This window comes from Comamonas sp. MYb396, assembly GCF_037479555.1.
Lineage (GTDB): Bacteria > Pseudomonadota > Gammaproteobacteria > Burkholderiales > Burkholderiaceae_C > Comamonas.
Genome location: NZ_JBBGYU010000010.1, coordinates 206,120 through 224,904, shown reverse-complemented (window position 1 = coordinate 224,904; position 18,785 = coordinate 206,120). Strand labels below are relative to the sequence as shown.

6 protein-coding genes are annotated in these 18,785 nt (G+C 57.1%); all 6 read left to right on the top strand.

Annotated features, from left to right (window positions below):
• Window positions 1–15 precede the first annotated feature (15 nt).
• The 6 genes from WH265_RS21165 (at window position 16) to WH265_RS21140 (ending at window position 18,749) form a co-directional block, all read left to right on the top strand.
• Complete coding sequence (locus tag WH265_RS21165) at window positions 16–11,421, top strand: hemagglutinin repeat-containing protein (protein ID WP_339559565.1); 11,406 nt, start codon at window positions 16–18, stop codon at window positions 11,419–11,421.
• Between the two features lie 87 nt (window positions 11,422–11,508).
• Window positions 11,509–12,279, top strand: a complete 771-nt coding sequence (locus WH265_RS21160; protein WP_339559564.1) for an Imm49 family immunity protein — start codon at window positions 11,509–11,511, stop codon at window positions 12,277–12,279.
• Window positions 12,280–12,734: 455 nt separating this feature from the next.
• On the top strand, window positions 12,735–13,529 hold the full coding sequence (locus WH265_RS21155; protein WP_339559563.1) for an Imm49 family immunity protein: 795 nt from the start codon (window positions 12,735–12,737) through the stop codon (window positions 13,527–13,529).
• 371 nt (window positions 13,530–13,900) lie between these two features.
• Window positions 13,901–17,605: a hemagglutinin repeat-containing protein gene (locus tag WH265_RS21150; RefSeq protein WP_339559562.1), complete on the top strand. Its 3,705-nt coding sequence runs from the start codon at window positions 13,901–13,903 to the stop codon at window positions 17,603–17,605.
• 1 nt (window position 17,606) lies between these two features.
• The gene (locus WH265_RS21145; RefSeq protein ID WP_339559561.1) at window positions 17,607–18,008 is read left to right on the top strand and encodes a hypothetical protein; all 402 of its coding nucleotides are present in this window, start codon (window positions 17,607–17,609) and stop codon (window positions 18,006–18,008) included.
• A gap of 516 nt (window positions 18,009–18,524) precedes the next feature.
• Window positions 18,525–18,749, top strand: coding sequence for a hypothetical protein (locus tag WH265_RS21140; RefSeq protein ID WP_339559560.1), 225 nt, complete (start codon window positions 18,525–18,527; stop codon window positions 18,747–18,749).
• Window positions 18,750–18,785 lie beyond the last annotated feature (36 nt).

Here is an 18,785-nt window from a genome sequence, read left to right as displayed (position 1 = left end):
GACAGGAGTGTGGTGATGAGTGAGAGAAACAAGAACGAGCAGCAAAAGCCCCAGGCCACCCGGGTCTTCAGCGACCGGGGCAAGAAGCGCATTGCTGCCACGGTGATGTGGGCCCATGTGCTGACGCAAGCCAGCCTGGGCGTGCTCTCGCCCGCGTATGCGCAAACACCACCGCTGCCCCCCGCGCCCGCCATCCCCGCGATGGCGCCAATTGCAGACCCGCGCGCGCCGATGGCATTCCAGCCCGGTGTCGAATCGCTCTCCAGCGGGGCATCGCTCATCAACATCACCACCCCCAATGCGGCGGGTCTGTCACTCAACCAGTACCAGCGTTTTGATGTACCAGAGGCCGGTGTGGTGCTCAACAACAGCCAGATTGGTGGCAGGCCCTTGCTGGGTGGCACGGCAGGGGCCAACCCGAACTTGACGGGCGGCACGGCCAACACCATCGTCAACGAGGTCACGGTCCAGGGCAGCCCCAGCCAGATCAACGGCACCGTCGAAGTGTTCGGCAACCCCGCCGCAGTGATCATTGCCAACCCCAGCGGCATCAGCTGCAATGGCTGCGGGGTCGTCAATACCCCGCGCCTGTCCTTCAGCACCGGCAGCATCACCTTGCAGGATGTGAATGGCGCCTCCAGCAACTTTGATCTGGCATCGGGCATTGGCTACAACGTCCAGGGCGGGCAAATCAGCATCGATGGCCGGGGTGTCGAAGGCACGGTCGGCCAGATCGACCTGGTGGGCGAGCTGCTGCGCATCAACGGGCCTTTGCGTGCGCACTACCTCAACCCGGGCATCTCCAGCATCAACCTGACGGCGGGCAAATCGCCCAACGCCGCCACGCAGACGGCCGATGCCAATGCATTGATCGCCGGCACCGCTGCCGTGCCTGGCACCACCGTGGCCATTGATGCCAGCGCACTGGGCGCGATGACGGCTGGCCGCATCACCGTGGTCTCCACCGATGCCGGCATGGGCGTGAACCTACGCGGCCCGCTGTTGGCCTACCAGGAAGATGTCGACATCCGCAGTGCCGGCCGGGTCAACACCGGCGATGTCGCAGCCTCGCGCAACATCCGCATCAATGCCGATGGCTTCGTGGTGGCAGGCGGCAATGTGGCTGCCAATGAGCAGCTCCAAGTCAGCGGCAACGACGGCGTGTTGCTGGCCGGGCCAGCCCGGGGCAACCAGCAGATTGCGCTGAGCAGCAGCCAGGGCAGCGTCAGCACCCAAGGCCCGCTGGTCACCTCCGGCGATCTGAACGTACAGGCCGCGCAGGCGGTGCGCCTGGAGTCTCGGACCGGGGCCAGCCAGATTGCGGGCAACACGCAGCTGCGTGGCGGCACGGTCAGCGTGGCCGGCGCCTTCCAGGGCGGCGGCGATGTCAGCATCCAGGCACGCGATGGCGCGTCCATCGCTGGCGACGCCACCATTGGCGGCAACCTGCAGATGCAGACCGGTGGCGATGCTGCGCTGTTCGGCCGTGTGCAGGTCAACCGCGATGCGCAGGTCACAGCCTCCAATGTGCGCAGCTCTGGCGAACTCACCGTGGGCCAGAACCTGCAGCTGTCCGGCGCCCAAAGCGTGGATCTGCAAGGCAATACCACCGTGGGCCAGCGCCTGCAGGTCGATGGCGGCGAAGTCACCCTGGGTGGCGATATCGATGCCGGCCAGACGGATGTGACTGCCCAGCAACTGAACCTGGGCGGCGCGGACGGCAACCTCAATGCACGCGGCGACTTGAATCTCAACGTCAGCCAGTCCTTCCACAACACCGGCCAGGTCAATGTCTCGGGCAGCTTTGGCCTCAACACCGGGGGCGATGCGCGCTTTGATGGCGCGGTCACCACGGGCTCGGGCTTTGGCGTCAACGCCGGCGGCGACATCGCCATCAACAACACCGTCAACAGTGGCGGCAGCATCAACCTGAATGCGGGCAACAACCTGCAGGTAGGCGATACCTTGACCGCCGGTGGCGGCATCAACGGTACGGCCGGCGGCAACATTGCGCTGAACGGTCAGGCCAACTCGGCCGGCTCACAAAACTGGCGTGCGCAGGGCGATTTCAGCGCTACGCAAGGGTTGCAAGGCAACAACGTCAGTATCCAGGGCCACAACGTCAACGTGGCAGGCCCGGTGCTGGGCCAAGGCGCCGTCAACATTGCCGCGACTGACCAGTTGCAACTGGGCAGCGAGGTGCGTGCCAACGGCAATGTGGCGCTCTCCAGCAGCCAAGGCAGCATCAGCGCGCAAGATGTGTTCTCCAACGGCTCGGTCAGCCTGCAAAGCCAGACCCATACCGAGGTGCAGAACGTGCAGGCCGGTGGTGATGTCTCCATCACCGCCACGGCAGGCCCCGTCACGGCGCAGTCCCTGTTGGCAGGGCGTGATCTGTCGGTCAACGCCCAAGACCGCATCCATGTCGCGGGCGACCTGGGCGCTGGCCGCAACGCGGCCGTGACCTCCAGCCAGGCGGATGTGCAACTGGCCAATGCCTCGGCAGGCGGCAACCTTAGCCTCAACGCAGCGCAGTCGCTGCAAGTGACTGGTGGCGCCAGTGCCGGCGGCAACGCCACGCTGACATCGCAAAACGCCGGTGTCAGTGCCCAGTCGCTGCTCGCCAACGGCGATATCAACACCCAGGCCGCAGGCGACATCGCCATTGCCGGCGAGGTGGCATCGGGCGGAAGTGCCCGCTTGGCCAGCACTGGCGGCAAGGTCGATGTAGGCGGCGCTGTCTATGGCGCGCAAGGCGCCACCGTGCAAGGCAGCAGCGTCAGCTTGGGCCAGGGTTTGCAATCGGGCGGAGCGGCCACCATCACGGCCAGCACCGGTGACATCAGCAGCGGCGCTGGCATCGCGTCCGTAGGCAATCTCAGCCTGCAATCGGAAGGCGCCATCCAGGTGGCAGGCCCCGTGCAATCTGCCGGCCAGGTGGCCTTGCAAAGCGGTGGCGACACCCGCATCAACGGCGACCTGATTGCCGAGCAAGGCCTGCAAGCCCAAGTAGGTGGCAGCCTGGTGGCCAACACCGTGGCATCGGGTGGCAACGCCAGCTTGGCTGCGGGCAGCATTGATGTGCAAGATGTGCAGGTCACTGGCGCAGCCCAGCTGCAAGCCCAGCAAGACATTCGCATCGCCCAGAACCTGATGGCCGGCGCCATCACCACCGAATCGATGGCGGGCAACACGACCGTGGGCGGCCAGGTAGGCACGGCTGGCGCATTGGATATGCGCGCAGGCGGCGATATTGCGGCCGGCCAGGTGGTGGCAGGTGTGGCGGGCGGCGCATTGGCATCGATTGATGCCGATGGTTCCGTGCAACTGGCCAGCCTGCAAACCGGTGGCGACTATGTGGGCCGTGCAGGCCAAGACCACGCGGTGACCGGCGAGATGGCCGTGCAAGGCCATGCCGATGTGCAGGCGGGCGGCACTATCCAGGCCGGATCGCTGGCAGCAGGCGCGGGCCTGCAGGCGCAGGCGGGCGGCGATATTGTGGTGAACGGCGATGCGCTGGTCATCGGCAACGCCCAGCTGCAAAGCGGTGGCGCCCAGCAGGTGGCGGGCAACCTGCAGGTGACCGACCAGCTCGTCTCTGACGCGCAAGGCGGCCTGCAAGTGGGCGGCGATCTGGTGGCTAACAATGGCCTGCAGGTCAGCAGCTCGGCAGGCGCGCTGCAAGTCGGTGGCATGCTGGGCACCCAGGGCCATGCCTTGGTCGATGCGCAGCAAGGCATTCAGGTGGGCGGCAATGTGCTGGCCCAATCGGTAGATGTGCGCAGCAGCGCCGGCGCCATTGCGCTGGGCGGCCAGCTCGCTACCCAGGGCAATGCATCGCTGCAGGCGCAGCAAGACATCGCCATTGCCGGCGCTACGGCCGTCATGGGCAACCTGCAGGCCAGCAGCACCGCAGGCAGCATCAGCTTTGAGGACCAGCTGCAAGTGGCGGGTGATTTCAGCGGCCATGCGCACAAGGACCTGAACTTTCTGGGCGACAGCCTGCTGCTCGGACAGGCCGACCTGAAGGCCGATACCGGCCGCATCCTGAACCAGGGCAATATGACCTTTGGCCAGGCGGTGAACATCGACACCACCGGCGATCTGGTCAACGAAGGCACGATCCAGTCGCAGGGCGATATCAGCATCAGCGCCCGCAATATCGACAGCAACCTGGCCAGCCAGGGCGGCATCGCCACGGCGGGTAATCTGCAGTTGGCAGCTTCGGGCAGCACACGCCTGGGCCAGAGCGGCACCTTGAGCGCCGCCCAGGACATCACCCTGCAAGCCGCATCGGGCACGCAATCGGCCGGCACCATCCAGGCCGGGCAAGACCTGCATTACTCCGGCGGCACTCTGTCCAACAGCGGCACCGTGGTGGCGCAGAACGCGGACATCGATGCGGGTCTCGCCAACCAGGGCAAGGTCTACATCCAAAACCAGCTGGGCGTGACCGGCAGCAGCAGCAACAGCGGCGAGATTGCCGCCAACACGCTGACCATGGCCGCACTGACCAACAGTGGCAAAGTCGGCGCGCAAACCGCATCGCTGGGCAGCACCAGCAATGCCGGCGAGATCACCGCCAATACCATCGACATCAGCGGTGGCCTGGGCAATACCGGCGCTGTCAGCGCAGGCGACAGCCTCACGGTAAGCGGTGGCTACACCAGCAATGACGGCAGCATCACGGGCGGCTCGGTGTCCATCTCGGGCGGCAGCATCAGCAATGGCGGCCAGATCCAGTCATCGGGTGCCATGCAAATTGCCGGTGGCTCTTTCGAGAACCGCCTGCAAGAGACCAAGAGCTGCGCGCTACCCGGTGGCTGCAGCACCCCCGATAGCTACGAGTACAGCCAGACGCCCGGCACGGTGTCTGCTGGCACCACGCTCAGCATCAACACCAGCACTGCCCACAACCAGGGTGTCATCCATGCAGGCTCTGACATCACCATCAACAGTGCGCTGAACAACGAACGCAGCACCAACGACCCCTATACCTCGGGCGGTGCCAGCGGCGCAGCCGTCTCGGGCATCATCTCTGCGGGTGGCAACCTGACAGTGACCGGCGCATCGCTGCAAAACAGCGGCCAGCTGCAAGCGGCCAATGCGGTGCAGATCACCACCGCCGGCGCTTTTGCCAATACGGCGCCTACCGCTGATGTGGCAGGCCAGGTACTGGGCCAAAGCGTGCAGATCACCGCTGGCTCGGTCAGCAACGAAGGCATGGTGCTGGCCCAGGCCGGCAATGCCCAGATCACTGCCACCAGCGGCGCCATTGCCAACCAAGGCAGCATCGTCGCCAGTGGCGATCTGGCCTTGACCGCAACGGGCGCCGTCTCCAACGGCAAGGACGGCAAACTGCTGGCCGACAACATCGCCATCAAGGGCGCGTCGTTCAGCAACGCGGGCATTGTCTACGGCCAAAACGCCCCGCCCAGCACCATCAGCATCGAGACCACCGGGGCCTTCAGCAATGCCGCCACCGGTGTGGTGATTGCCGGAGAAAACCTCGACATCAAGGCCGGCGGCTACAGCAACGCTGGCGGCACCGTGGGCAGCTTGCAAGACGCTAGCCTGACGATGGCCGGCACCTACACCCCCGCCGGCAATGCGCTGGTGGCCCTGGGTAGCTTGGATCTGAACGTGGGCGGTATCTCCGTGGGCGCTGGCGAGAGCTGGAACGTGGCCAGCCAGGATGTGCGCTGGACCGGCACCCTGCACAACCAAGGCACGGTGGCCATCGCCGGCAATGCCGATGGAACCATCCGCAACGAAGCCACCGGCACGCGCGACCGCGCTGGTGCGCCCGATATCAGCCAGGGTGCCTATGACGTCGATGCCCCGCCAGCGGGCCTGACGGGTGCGCAGGTGATCAGCTACACCGATGTGGCCAACCGCGCGCAGCTCTACATTGGCGGCGCCTTTACTGGCCATCTGGACAACATCGCCTCCGATGCGCAGGTGAGCGGTTCCTTCTCCCTCAACCAGCAAAACATCGACCAGACCGTGGTGTGGGAGGGCAAGGACGCCAATGGCGATACCGTGCAGATGACGGGCACCTCTGTCTCCAAACCCCGCCTGGATACCAGCGCTGGCGCCACCGAGCTGACCCTGACCGGCCCGAACATCGGCACCATCGTTGGCGACAGCCTCATCATCAACGGTGGTGACATCACCATCAAAACCCCCATCGATCCTGCCACCGGTTTGCCGCTGATCACCGATGCACAGAACACGCAGGTGAACGCAGGCAACGCCCAGGCGGGCGATGGCTCTGAGACGACCACGGGCGAGATCAAGCCCCTGGTCGTAGAGAACGCCCAGGCCATCAAGTACAGCGATGGCGAGGGCACGGACACCAGCGGTGCAGGCGCTGGCGCCGGCAACAACGCCGGCGCGGGCAATACCGGCTCTGCCGGCACGCCCGTGGCGGGCAATGGTGATGGTCCAGCGCCCACCCCGCCAGAGCGTGGCCTGAACCTCAAGGACCCCATCTTCCAGACCCCGGAAGGCGCCGTCGCCGTGCTGATGGGCGCGGGCTTCAGCCCGCAATGGAGTGACTGGAGCCAGCTGCGCGTGGTGCCCGGCGGCCTCAGCGCCAATGACCTGCAGCTCAACCTGAGCGGCCAGTTCATCAACCACGGCCGGTTGGATGTGACCAACCAGCTGATCATCAATGCCGCGCAGGGCATCGACAACTTTGGTGCCAGCATCAGTGCAGGTGGCACCGCCAGCCTCAACGGCAAGTACCTGAACAACGACAACGGCCTGATCCAGGCCGGCTCCCTGATCACCGACATCAAGGGCGACATCAGCAACAACCGGGGCCGCATCGTTGCCAGCAACGGCGGCTTCCTGAAGGCGGATGGCAATATCTCGGCGACCGAAGGCCAGTTCATCAGCGACGCCGGCAAGTTTGTGCTCGACGCCGGTGGCGATGTGGACCTGATCGCCAGCAAGGTGGTGGGTAAACAGGGCGTGGGCATCAATGCTGGCGGCAACGTCAACCTGGGGGTCAAGCAGACGACCCAGACCACCCATGCCGATAAAAACAGCCGCGAATACCAGGCCTGGAACAACAGCGCCACTGGCAGCGATACCTTTGTAGAAGGCATCGCCGTCATCGACAGCCGCCAGACCAGCACCAGCACCGCCACCACCAGCGTGGGCACCACCATTGACAGTGCGGACGGCAGCGTTGCCATTGCCGCCGGCGGCAAGCTCGCCATCACCGGTGGCAGCATCAATGCCGGCCAGGATGTGCTGCTGCGAGGCGCCGAGGTAAGCGTGCGCGCCGCGCGCGACACCACGGTGACTGAGCAGGCGCAGAGCCGTACGGTAGACGGCCGCGTGACCGACAGCCAGACCAGCAGCACGAACAGCGAAAGCTACAGCGGTGGCACAGTGACGGCCGGCGGCAAGGTGGCGGTGATTGCCAATGGTGATGCGAGCCAAGGCAGTGGCAATGTGTTGCTGGCGGGTAGCCGGATTGAAGGCAAGCAGGGTGTTGGCATCTCGGCTACGGGTAACGTGGCATTGCAAGCCCTGCAAGCGGAGAGCACCACCACCAGCAATGGCCAGCAAACCACGTACACCAGCACCCGTACCGAAGGACAAAGTGCTTCGGTAAAGAACTACGGTGCGGCCGTATCCAGCAGCGAAGGCGATGTGCAGATCGGTGCCAAGGGCACTGTGGACGTGCTTGGCTCCAATGTCAGCGCGGGCAAAGACATCGTCATTCAAGGCGCCAGTGTCAACGTACAGGCCGCGAAGGACAGCACATCCACCAACGATTACGAAAAGCGCGGTGGCAAGGAGCGCCGTGTTGCGCAAACCGATGAAGTGCTCAGTGGTGGTGAGATCTCTGCGGGCGGCGGCATCGCGCTGATTGCCAATGGAACACCGGTGCCCAGTGCCAGCAATGCGAGCCAAGGCACAGGCACAGCCGACGACCCGATTGCCCACAAGCCCAGCGTTGTCCAGCCTGGTACAGGCCCCGGCAATATCACGCTGCAAGGCGCCACGGTCACTGCCAAGGGTGACACCTCTCTGATTGCCAGCGGCGATGTGAATGTGCTCGATATGCAAACCGAGCACGGACGTTATGAGTCCAGCTACAGCAAGAGCAGTGGCCTGCTGAGCAGCAAGCGCACCACCACTTTGGATGTGGGCCATTCCAGCCTCAGTGAAGGAAGCATCGTCAGCGGCGACAAGGTCTATGTGCAAGCGGGCCAGGACGTCAACCTGCGCGGATCGCACGTGATCGCGCAAGACTCGGCGACCATCACTGCCAAGCGCGACGTCAACATCTTGGCCGGGCAAGACACGGCCAGCGCGGAGAGCTTCAAGGAAACCAAGAAGAGCGGCATCTTTGGCAATGGTGGCTTTGGTTTCACCATCGGCAGTAGCACCACGACCACTGAGCGCACCAATGAAAGCGTGCGCGCTGCAGGCTCTAGCGTGCAGGCCCAAGGTGGCAAGGAGGGTGAAGGCAAGAAGGGCGACGTCACCATCGTCGCGGGCAACCATTACCAGCAGACGGGCTCAGCAGTGTTGGCTGCGGGTGACATCGACATCGTGGGTAAGACGGTCAGCATCGATGAGGCCAGAGAGATTGAGCGCGACAAGTTTGAAATGCGCGCCAAACAAAGCGGCCTGTCGGTGAGCTTCAGCAATTCGGTGGTGAGCCTGGCTCAAAGCGCTCAGGCGACTGCCAATCTTGCGGCTGCAACGACGCAAGTCAGCGATGCGCGTATGCAGGCAATGGGGGCAGTATCTACTGGCTTGGCGGCATATGACACAGCGAATTTGGCTACGGATTTGGCCAACAACCCAGGCTCAGCGGCGAGTGTCGGTATCAATGTCAGCTTGGGTAGCAGCGCTAGCAAAAGCAATAGCAGCTACGAGGTCGACAGTGCCTCTGGCTCATCCATCCATGCGGGTGGCAACGCCAGGATCACAGCCACAGAAGGCGATTTGCATGTCCGTGGCAGCAGCATCGAGGCAGGCAAGGATCTGTCGCTGGATGCCAAGAAAGGCAATCTCATCCTGGAAGCAGCTGAGAACCGCTTCCAGGAGAAAAACAGTCACTCCAGCAGTTCGGCGAGCATTGGCATGGGCTTCAATGTGGGTGCGAACTCGGGCTACTCGTTCAATGCCTCTGCCAGCCAAAGCAAGGGCAACGGCCAAGGTGAAAGCCTGAGTTACACCAACACCCAGATCAAGGCGAGTGGTAACACCACCTTACACAGTGGACAAGACACCACCTTGCGTGGCGCTACCGTGGCTGGCGACAGCGTCAAGGTCGATGTGGGTGGAAACCTGCTGATCGAAAGCCTGCAGGACATCAACGTCTATAAGGAAACCGGAAGCAGCAGTGGCTTTGGTGTGTCAGTTTGCGTGCCACCGCTTTGCTACGGCTCGTCAAGCCTCAGTGTCAGTGCCGGGCGCACCAATATCCACAGCGACTACGCAAGCGTGGGTGAGCAAAGCGGCATACGCGCAGGCGATGGCGGCTTCCAGGTGAATGTGGCTGGAGACACCAACCTCAAGGGTGGTGCCATCACCAGTACACAAACGGCGATCGATGGCGGCAAAAACAGCTTTACCACCGGCGGCACGCTGGCGATGAGCGATATCGAAAACAGTGCTCAGTACGACGCGAACAGTTGGAATGTGTCGGCCTCGGTATCCGGTCAAATAGGTGATCAATCCACAGCAAAGACGCCCGAACAGATCACCTCAGCTGAGAAAGACAAAGGCAGGGCCAGCGGTAGTGCGGGTGTTGGCAGCGCAAGCGGCAGTGCCAGCAGCACAACCTATGCGGGTATCTCTGGCGTAGCAGGCAACAGCGAAGCCAGAACCGGCGACAAAGAAACCGGCATCAAGCCGATATTCGACAAAGAGCGCGTAACGGCCGATGTCAATGCGCAGGTGCTGATCACGGCAGAGTTTGGTGCGCGCGCCAGCAAGCTGATCGGCGATGAGTTTGGCAAAAAAGAGAGAGAACTCAAGGAGCTGGCCGATAAGGAAACTGATCCCGCCCGCAAACAGGAACTGAAAGATGAAGCCGAAAGATATGGTGAAGGTGGCATCTACCGGGTGATCGCGCACACGGTAGTGGGCGGCCTTACTGGCGGCGCAGGTGGCGCAGCTGGTGCAGCTGCAAGCCAAGCGGCTGTCGGCCATGCAGATGAACTGTTGACTGAACTGGGAGTGACGGGGCCGGGTAGGGATGCCGCATTGGTGCTGGTTGGCGGTGCTATCGGTGTGGCTACAGGCGGTGCTGCAGGGGCAGGTGCTGCAACCAACGCCACTGTCAACAACTATCTGACCCACCAACAGTGGAAAGGCCTCGCCAAGGATCTCGAAAAATGTGAAGGCAATCCTGAATGCACTAATGCAGTATCAGACCGATACCAAACCCTGAGTGATACCCAAGAAGGCCAGATGCGTGCTGCTTGCCAAGATCTGGGCAGTGCAGCTTGCTTACAGCATGTCAATGCCGCGCTAGAAGGACGCAAGGAGCAAGAGCAGCTTGCGGTGGATGGAAAAATTCCACCAGAGTATCTGGGTGGCCGCGACTACAACGCAAACGCAAAACAGACCGCGTACAACATCCTTAGTAACAATTTCCGTCAAGCATGTTCAGCATCGACCGCATGCTCGGATAAAAGTGAAAAAGCCATGCTCACGCTGGCAGGCGTGGTGTTGGATTTCACGCCTGGTATTGGCGATGCCAAGGCTTTTGTTGAAGCGGAAACACCATTTGACTATTTGCTAGCCGTCGCTGGCACGATCGGAGGTCCTGCAGGCGATTTGGTCGGTAAGTTGCTGAGAGAGGGCAAAGCGCTCGAGAAGGCCGGTGACATCGAAGGTGCCGCTTCTAAATTGGAGCAGGCGTTTAGGGCTGATGGCACGTTCCCAAATAGCAGAGGGGTTCTTAGCAAGGGAAAGCTGGCAGACTCAACCGTTGTCCCAATTGACTCCATGAAACAGCGATTGATAATCAGTGATGTGGTGGCCAATAACGATAGATATGGCGTCAAAACTGAAGCGTTGGTAAATGATATTTTGAACGCCGATCCTAGTATGAAAGTTCTGGACGGAACAAAATATCATGGTAACAACGGTCTGGATCATGTGGTTCAATATGTCGACCAAGAAACCGGTAAAACCATGACTATGGTTATTGATAGTAAACAGTTAGCGAAAAGAGGGACGGTTACGCTCGATACAAAGGCCGCTGGTGGATTGATGCAGTTATCTGATCAATCATTGATTAATGTCATTGAGAAATTAGGTAATACACCTGCCAGCAATGCCTTGTCAAATGCTTTGGATAATGGAACGCTGGTGAAGGGTGTAGCTTATGTTGACAAGAATACTGGTGAGTTAAAGTTTATTAGGGTTAAAAATTAAATGAATAAATACACATCAATATATGAAGATAGCGTGAACAATGGATTGACACATATAAAAGGCTTGGCTATCTTGAGGGAGAATACCGTGGCCCTTTTGAATGCAAAAGAAGGCTCGCGTTCAGGTTGTCTCTTAACCTTGTCGGGGAATATGGAGGCTATTGCTTTTGAATCATATTTTAAAAATGTTAATATTGATGGCTTTAAGCAGTATTTATATTTATGTGCAAAGCAAAGAATAATGCGGCAACATATTTTTCCTGGCGAAGGGTATTTGGTTACAGATTTATTCACTGTTTTAGTTTCTGACAATGCTGAGTTGATCGAATGGTATCGACAATGCAATTCTATGTTTTATCCAGATAAGGCCATTTCTGATGGAGATAAGGATAATCCTAAGAATTGGATGTTTTATCGGTATCAATCATGGTTGGCCTTAAATTCCCGTTGGGATGAGCTGGGTGAACGCTGCGAAAGAGTATTAGCAATAAAAGATGAAATAAAAAAGGATCGATCGTATCTTATTGATCATCGTTTTTATTTGGCATTGGCCAAAGGCGATAAAGCCGGAATGGAAAATGTGTTGGAAGAAAAAAGCCTTCCCAAAAATAGAAGAATTAGATATGAGCAGGAATCGGGAATAACAAGAGATTTCATTGATTCCTATGCAACGTTTTTTGCAAAACTGGCTTGGTATAACGGCTACGAAGTGGAGGTCGAAAATCCTTGGATTCCCAAAGATTGGCTGCCGATAAAACCCAATGATCAATACGACGATGTTTGGGAGTTTATGAAGGAATTTGATATTTGGCAGCCGTTTGCAGAGCCTTGGACAAAGTTCTCACCAAGGCTGCGTTAGTGCTGGTTGTCCGAAGGACTTGAGTAGCTGATTTGATAAATTCCTGAGAGAGGGAAAAGCCCTTCAGAAGACCGACGATGTTGAAGGTGCTGCAGCTAAATTGGGGCAGGCGTTTAGGGCTGATGGCACCTTCCCAAATTGCAGCGGCTTTCTTCGCAAGAGAATGCTGGCAGACTCAACTGTTGTTCCCAACGACACGATGAATTAGTGAATGATGATCAGCGATGTGGTTGCCAGTGGCGATGAATATAGAGTCAAAATTAAAGCGTTGATAAATGACGCTTTGAGCGCTGATCCTTGTATGAAGGTTCTGGGAGTGGGGATATTGTGGTAACAACGGTCTGGATCATATGGTTCAACATTTCGACCAAGAAACCGGTGGGTAAGACTGAATGAATACATACACTTCAAACGTCAAAGACAGTAGAAGCAATGGTCTATCTCTCTTGGAAAACATGGCTAATGTTGACCAAAGACCCATTGATCTTTTAAATGCAAACGAAGGTTCTAGATCGGCCTGCTTATTGCTCTTGTCAGATAATTTGGAGGCGATAGCTTTCAATTATTTCTTTAAAAATAATGACATTTTAACTTTCAAGCAATTTTTATATTTGTCTACGAAACTTCGAGTTATGCGACAGCACATCGATCCAGGGAAAGGGTATTTGATAACTGATCTTTTTACCGTGCTAGTTTCTGATAATGCTGAGTTGATCGAGTGGTATCGGCAATGCAATTCTATGTATTATCCAGATAAGTCCACTTCTGATGGAGATAAGGATAATCCTAAGAATTGGATGTTTTATCGGTATCAATCATGGTTGGCCTTAAATGCTCGTTGGGATGAGTTGGGTGAACGCTGCGAAAGAGTACTGGCAATAAAAGATGAAATAAAAAAAGATCGATCGTATCTCATTGACCATCGTTTTTATTTGGCATTGGCCAAAGGTGATAAAGCCGGAATGGAAAAGGTGTTGGAAGAAAAAAGCCTTCCCAAAAATAGAAGAATTAGATATGAGCAGGAATCGGGAATAACAAGAGATTTCATTGATTCCTATGCAACGTTTTTTGCAAAACTGGCTTGGTATAACGGCTATGAAGTGGAAGTTGAAAATCCTTGGATTCCCAAAGATTGGCTGCCTATAAAACCCAATGATCAATACGACGATGTTTGGGAGTTTATGAAGGAATTTGATATTTGGCAGCCGTTTGCAGAGCCTTGGACAAAGTTCTCACCAAGGCTGAGTTAAAGCTGTTTGCGCGAAGGCCTTGAGCCAAGCGAGCGACTGTTGACTCCTATCCGAATGCAAGCAATTTTTGCTCGCTTTGCACAAAGACTTTTGACAGGTCTTGCGTTCTCCCTGCCCTCAAACAATCCGTGAGACCACTCACCTTTCGATCCATCGCCCTTTTTATCCTGCAAGCCCTGATATTCGTGCTGGTGCAAGCGGGATATGGGGTCGCGGGCTCGGTCACGACCACGGGCGTCATCAAATCCCTGGCGGTTGAGAACGCCCAGGCCATCAAGTACGACGGTGGTGAAGGCACGGACACCAGCGGTGCTGAGGCAGGTGCCAGCAACATCAACCTCAAGGGTGCCACCGTGGTGGCCCTGGGCGATGTGTCCCTGGTTGCGGGAAACAACATCAACGTGCTGGACCAGCACACCGAGAGCCACGAGTTTGAGGCGGAGTACAAAAAGACCAGCGGCTTCTTGAGCAAGAAGACCAGTACCTCGCAATCGGTCACCGACACCGTCGCCACGGTCGGCTCGCAAGTCAGCGGCAAGAACGTGCTGCTGCAAGTCGGCCAGGTGGGCGAAGACGGCAAGCTGGTCGCGGGCAGCGGTGATATCAAAATCCAGGGCTCCGACATCAGTGCCAGCGACAAGGTCACCTTGAACGCTGGCCGCGACATCCACATCGTGCCCGGCCAGGGCAGCCTGCAAGAGTCGCATGAAGAGACGCACAAGCGCTCGGGCTTGTCAGCCAGTTTCATGTCTGGCGTGTCGGTAGGTACCAGCAGCGCCAAGGGCACGGGGAGCTCCAGCCAGACCATCAACGTGGGCTCGCGCATCCAGGGTGGCGACATCCAGATGCAAGCCGGGCGCGATGCCACCATCCAGGCCAGCCAGGTGATTGCCGACCGGGACATCGATGTCAAGGCCGGGCGCAACATCAACATCACCGCTGCGCGCGATATCCAGAACAGTGAGTACGCATCGAGCAGCCGTAGCAGCGGCATTGGCCTGTTGCCAGGCCTGTCTGCCAATTTCACGCTGCTCAGCCACACGACGACCGATCAAAACGGCAAGGACCGGCTGGGCGTAGGCACCACCAGCGTGTTGAGCGCCAACGAAGGCAACCTGACCCTGCGCGCCGGCACCGACGAGCAGTACAAGGGCACGGGCCAAGGCAATGTGACCACGCAAGGAGCCGACCTGCTGGCCAAGGAGCGCGTCAGCATCAGCGGCAATGCGGTAGACCTGCAGGCGGTAGAGACCACGCACGAGAGCGAAGACCATCTGCGCAGCAAGAGCCTGGTGGTGGGCACACGCCCTGCGGGCATGGTGGGCGCCATCATCAACACGGCCGATGCAGCGCTGCAAAGCGCTCGAAGCGGTTCCAATCGCCTGGCCGCAGCCAATGCCCTCAAGGCCGGTTACGACGCCTACAAGTTCGACCAAAACGGTGCGGCCAATGAGGCTGCTGCCGTCCGCCAGGTCACTAGCAGCGGCGGTGACGGCAAAGCGATCGATCCCAATGCCGCCAGCTATGGCGTGAGCGTCTCCATCAGCTATAGCGAAAGCCGCCAGGACAGCAGCCAGAACAGCACTACGCAGCGCGGCACCAACGTCCAGGCGTCCAACATCGACATCACTGCGAACGAAGGCGACATCACCACCCATGGTGCCAAGCTGCAGGCAGAGAACATTGCGCTTGACGCTGCCAAGAACATCCACCTGCTGGCCGTTCAAAACACCCAAGCGGTGCAAAGCAGCAGCAGCAGCTCGGGTGGCGGCCTGGGTGTAACGGTGGCGCTGGGCGAGCAAAGCGGGGTGAGCTTCCAGGCCAACTACGGCCAATCGCGCAACCGTGGCAATGGCACGGAGACCGTGCACGACAACACGCAGATCATTGCCGGCAACCGCCTGAGCATTAAATCGGGTGGTGATACGGAACTGCGCGGCGCGCAAGTGGCAGGCAAGCAAGTCTCGGTCGATGTGGGGGGCAACCTCACCATCGAGACCTTGCAAGACAAGACCACCTACGAGATGCAGCAAAGCAGCTCAGGCTTTAACCTCAGCCTGTGCATACCGCCCATCTGCTATGGCAACCCGGTGACCGGCAGCGTCAACGTCAGCCGCACCGAGCTGAACCACAACTACCAAAGCGCGGTGGGGCAAAGCGGCATCTCTGCCGGTGAAGGCGGCTACGACATCAAGGTGGGCGGCAACACCCACCTGATTGGCGGCGCCATCACCAGCACTGCAGAGCCGGACAAAAACCAGCTGCAAACGCAAAGCCTGACCTTTAGCGACCTGACCAATACGCAGGACACCCATGTCAGCGCAAGCAGCATCGGCCTGAGCTATGGCGGCGGCAGTGCCCTGGCCACCGCTGCAGCCAACGCCACCAGCAACCTGCTGGGCGGCACCGCTGCCCTGGCTGGCCTGCCTGAAGCGGGCAGTGACCGCAGCCAGACCCAAAGCGTCATCAGCCCCGGCAGGGTCACCATCACCGGCCAAGACGCCGATGGCAGCAGTGCCCAGGCAGTGGCCACGTTGACTCAGCGCGACCCGGAGACGGCAGATCAAGGCCTGACCAACCGCCTGACCTTGGTGCAAGCCCAGCAGATTGAGGCGAACCAGAGGGAGGCGCAGGAAAACCTGCAGGCGGCCAACATCTTTGGTGGTGTGGCAGCTGGCGTGGTGGGGGATATTGCCGAAGACAAGCAGTGGAAAGAGGGCTCGCCAGAGAAGGTAGCTTTGCACGGCATAGTGGGCGCGGCTGTTGCGGCCATCGGTGGCGGCAATGCTGGCATTGGTTTGTTGACCGGTGCAGCCAATGAACTGGCAGTTGGCGTTATGGCCGATTACTTAGTGGGCCTGGGTTATGTGAAGGGAACCCCCGAGTTCAATGAGCTGATGAAGGCTGGCTCGGCCGCACTGGGTACTTTGGTAGGCAAGGCTGCTGGTGGCAACGCCACGGACGTGGCCGTGTCAGGCCAGTTGGCTAAGGGTGCAACGGAGAACAACTATCTCAAGCACACCGATGTCGACAAGCTCTCTAAGGCCTTGAGAAAGTGCGAGGACCAAGCCTGCCGCGACTCGGCCATGCTGGAGGCGTATACCGCTAGCGCAAAAAATGACGTTGAACTGCTGAACTGCAATGCCACCGCCAACTGCGATGAATTGATTGCGGAATACAGAAAAGGCTATGCAGCGATCCAGAACTTGGTGGACGCAGGCGTTGACGACAATACCCTTGGGCATATCTTCAACATGGAAGATAGCGCCTCCAGGATGATTGGCACCGGTGCGTATAAAAAGCAATGCGTCACCGCAGAATGCGTCACTACCGCGCAGTATTTGGTGGGGATTGGAACCGGGCTGAGTAATATCACTCCCGCAGGTGTTGCGGTTGGGACCGTTGATGCTGCCTACCAGCTCATTAACTCCATTGCCAATAGAGGGCTGACTGAAACCACGATTGCCATCGTCAAGGGCATTCAAGGGTTGCCAGAAAATATCGTTGAAGGGCTTAATAGCACTGACCCCAAGGTCCGGGGTGAAACGCTGGTTAATGCGTTGCTGATTACGGGCGTTGCTACGACCGTTGGTCCGAAAATTGGTGTGAAGATTCTGGAGAATGCTGGCACGGGGCCATCTGCGGGATCTCGGGCGGCGCAGAGAGGGGGCGTTAAGGTAGGAGATAACTCACCTATTTCTGGAAATAATGTGCCACCCCGTGTTTTCACCTCTGGGGATCCACTAGTTGGGCAGACTGCAACTAATATTGAAAAATTTTTACCGGGGTCTGTCAGGGATGTTAATGTTCCTATTAAAAATGATGCTATTGGAAAGAATTCTGATGCAGATATCATGTTGAAGAATGGAGATGTTATTGAAGTCAAGTCGGGAGGCGGAAAGGGTGCTACGAGCCAAGTATCGAATCAATCCAAAATAATTGGCGATTCTGGTGAGGTGATTGTCTATGGGCCAGATTTGAAGCCTTCTGTTGTAAAGGGGATTCAACGTTCCGGTACTAAAGTTTTTAGTGATTTCGATGATCTTGTTTCATATATAAAATCGAAAGGCTTGTGATATGTTTAGTTTTTTGATTGTTTCAAATGATATAAATTTCTCTAATTGCATTTTTCAGGTTTTCTGCACAATGGGTGCGCCTAAATTAGAGGTTGATGGTCGAATATTCCTCGAGGCTGATCAAGGAATGAAGCATGGTTGGATAGCATGTCAACGTATAGAAAATATCAATGATGACTATGAGGAGGAGGAACTGATAGAGATTAATAAGTTAGTTCCTAATGCCTCTTTTTATTTGGTGGAGGGGAGAAATGAAAAGATGATTTTTTCTAATGAGTTAATAATGAAAATAAATCCGTTGTGTAAAGTACTTGTAGATAATGATCATGGATTGATTGCTGATATTTCAGTGATAAAAAATAGAATTAAAAATAACCAGGATTGGCTTTATTCTACTAATTAGGTGCTTCATCTGCTAGTGTGGTGATGGGTCAATTTAAATGATGAATTAGATAAGCTATTTTGTCGAAGAACGATGAGAGTGATTTAAAGGTTATTGCATTCTAGTTTTTTATGGAGTCTATGTTCTTGATTTGGTCGTAAAAGAGTGGGTTGTGCAAGATGTAAAAAATTTGGGAGGACCCTGTGAAATTTCACTGCGTAGGCGCAGCGGAAGAAGGGACTACGAAGTACGAATTTTAAGGAAGTCTTCACGAGTTCGGCTCTTCGGTGTCTACAACAATTGAGGCTCAGCGATTCGCATTACAGATCTTGGGGAAAGACGACCCAGCAAGGCAATCTTGAAATTTTTGTCACTGGAGCTTTAAGTTTGTCGAATTCAATCTGGGTCTGAAGTCCGATGGTAGATTTGCAATTATTCATTGAGCGCTGTTTAAATTTTAAAATATAAGAGTTTTGAGAACATATTAATTAATTTGCGAAGAGAATGCCAAAATTTGCATGTCGTTGTGGTTATGTAATGAATCTATCTAATGGTTCTCCTGATTTTGAGCTGGCTCTCGTTCCTGAACGTTGTATTGATGAAATAGGCGAGAAGTTAGATGTGGATAATAATATTAATTCTGAGAGATTTTTCGAACTAATTGATGAAGTGAAAACTACTGTTTATCGTTGCCCATCCTGCGGAAGAGTTCACTTTGATGAAGGAGCTGGAGTTTTTAGAGCGTTTGTGCCCGAATTTTAATAATTGGCGAAGATAGATATGCCTGTTAGGAAAAAA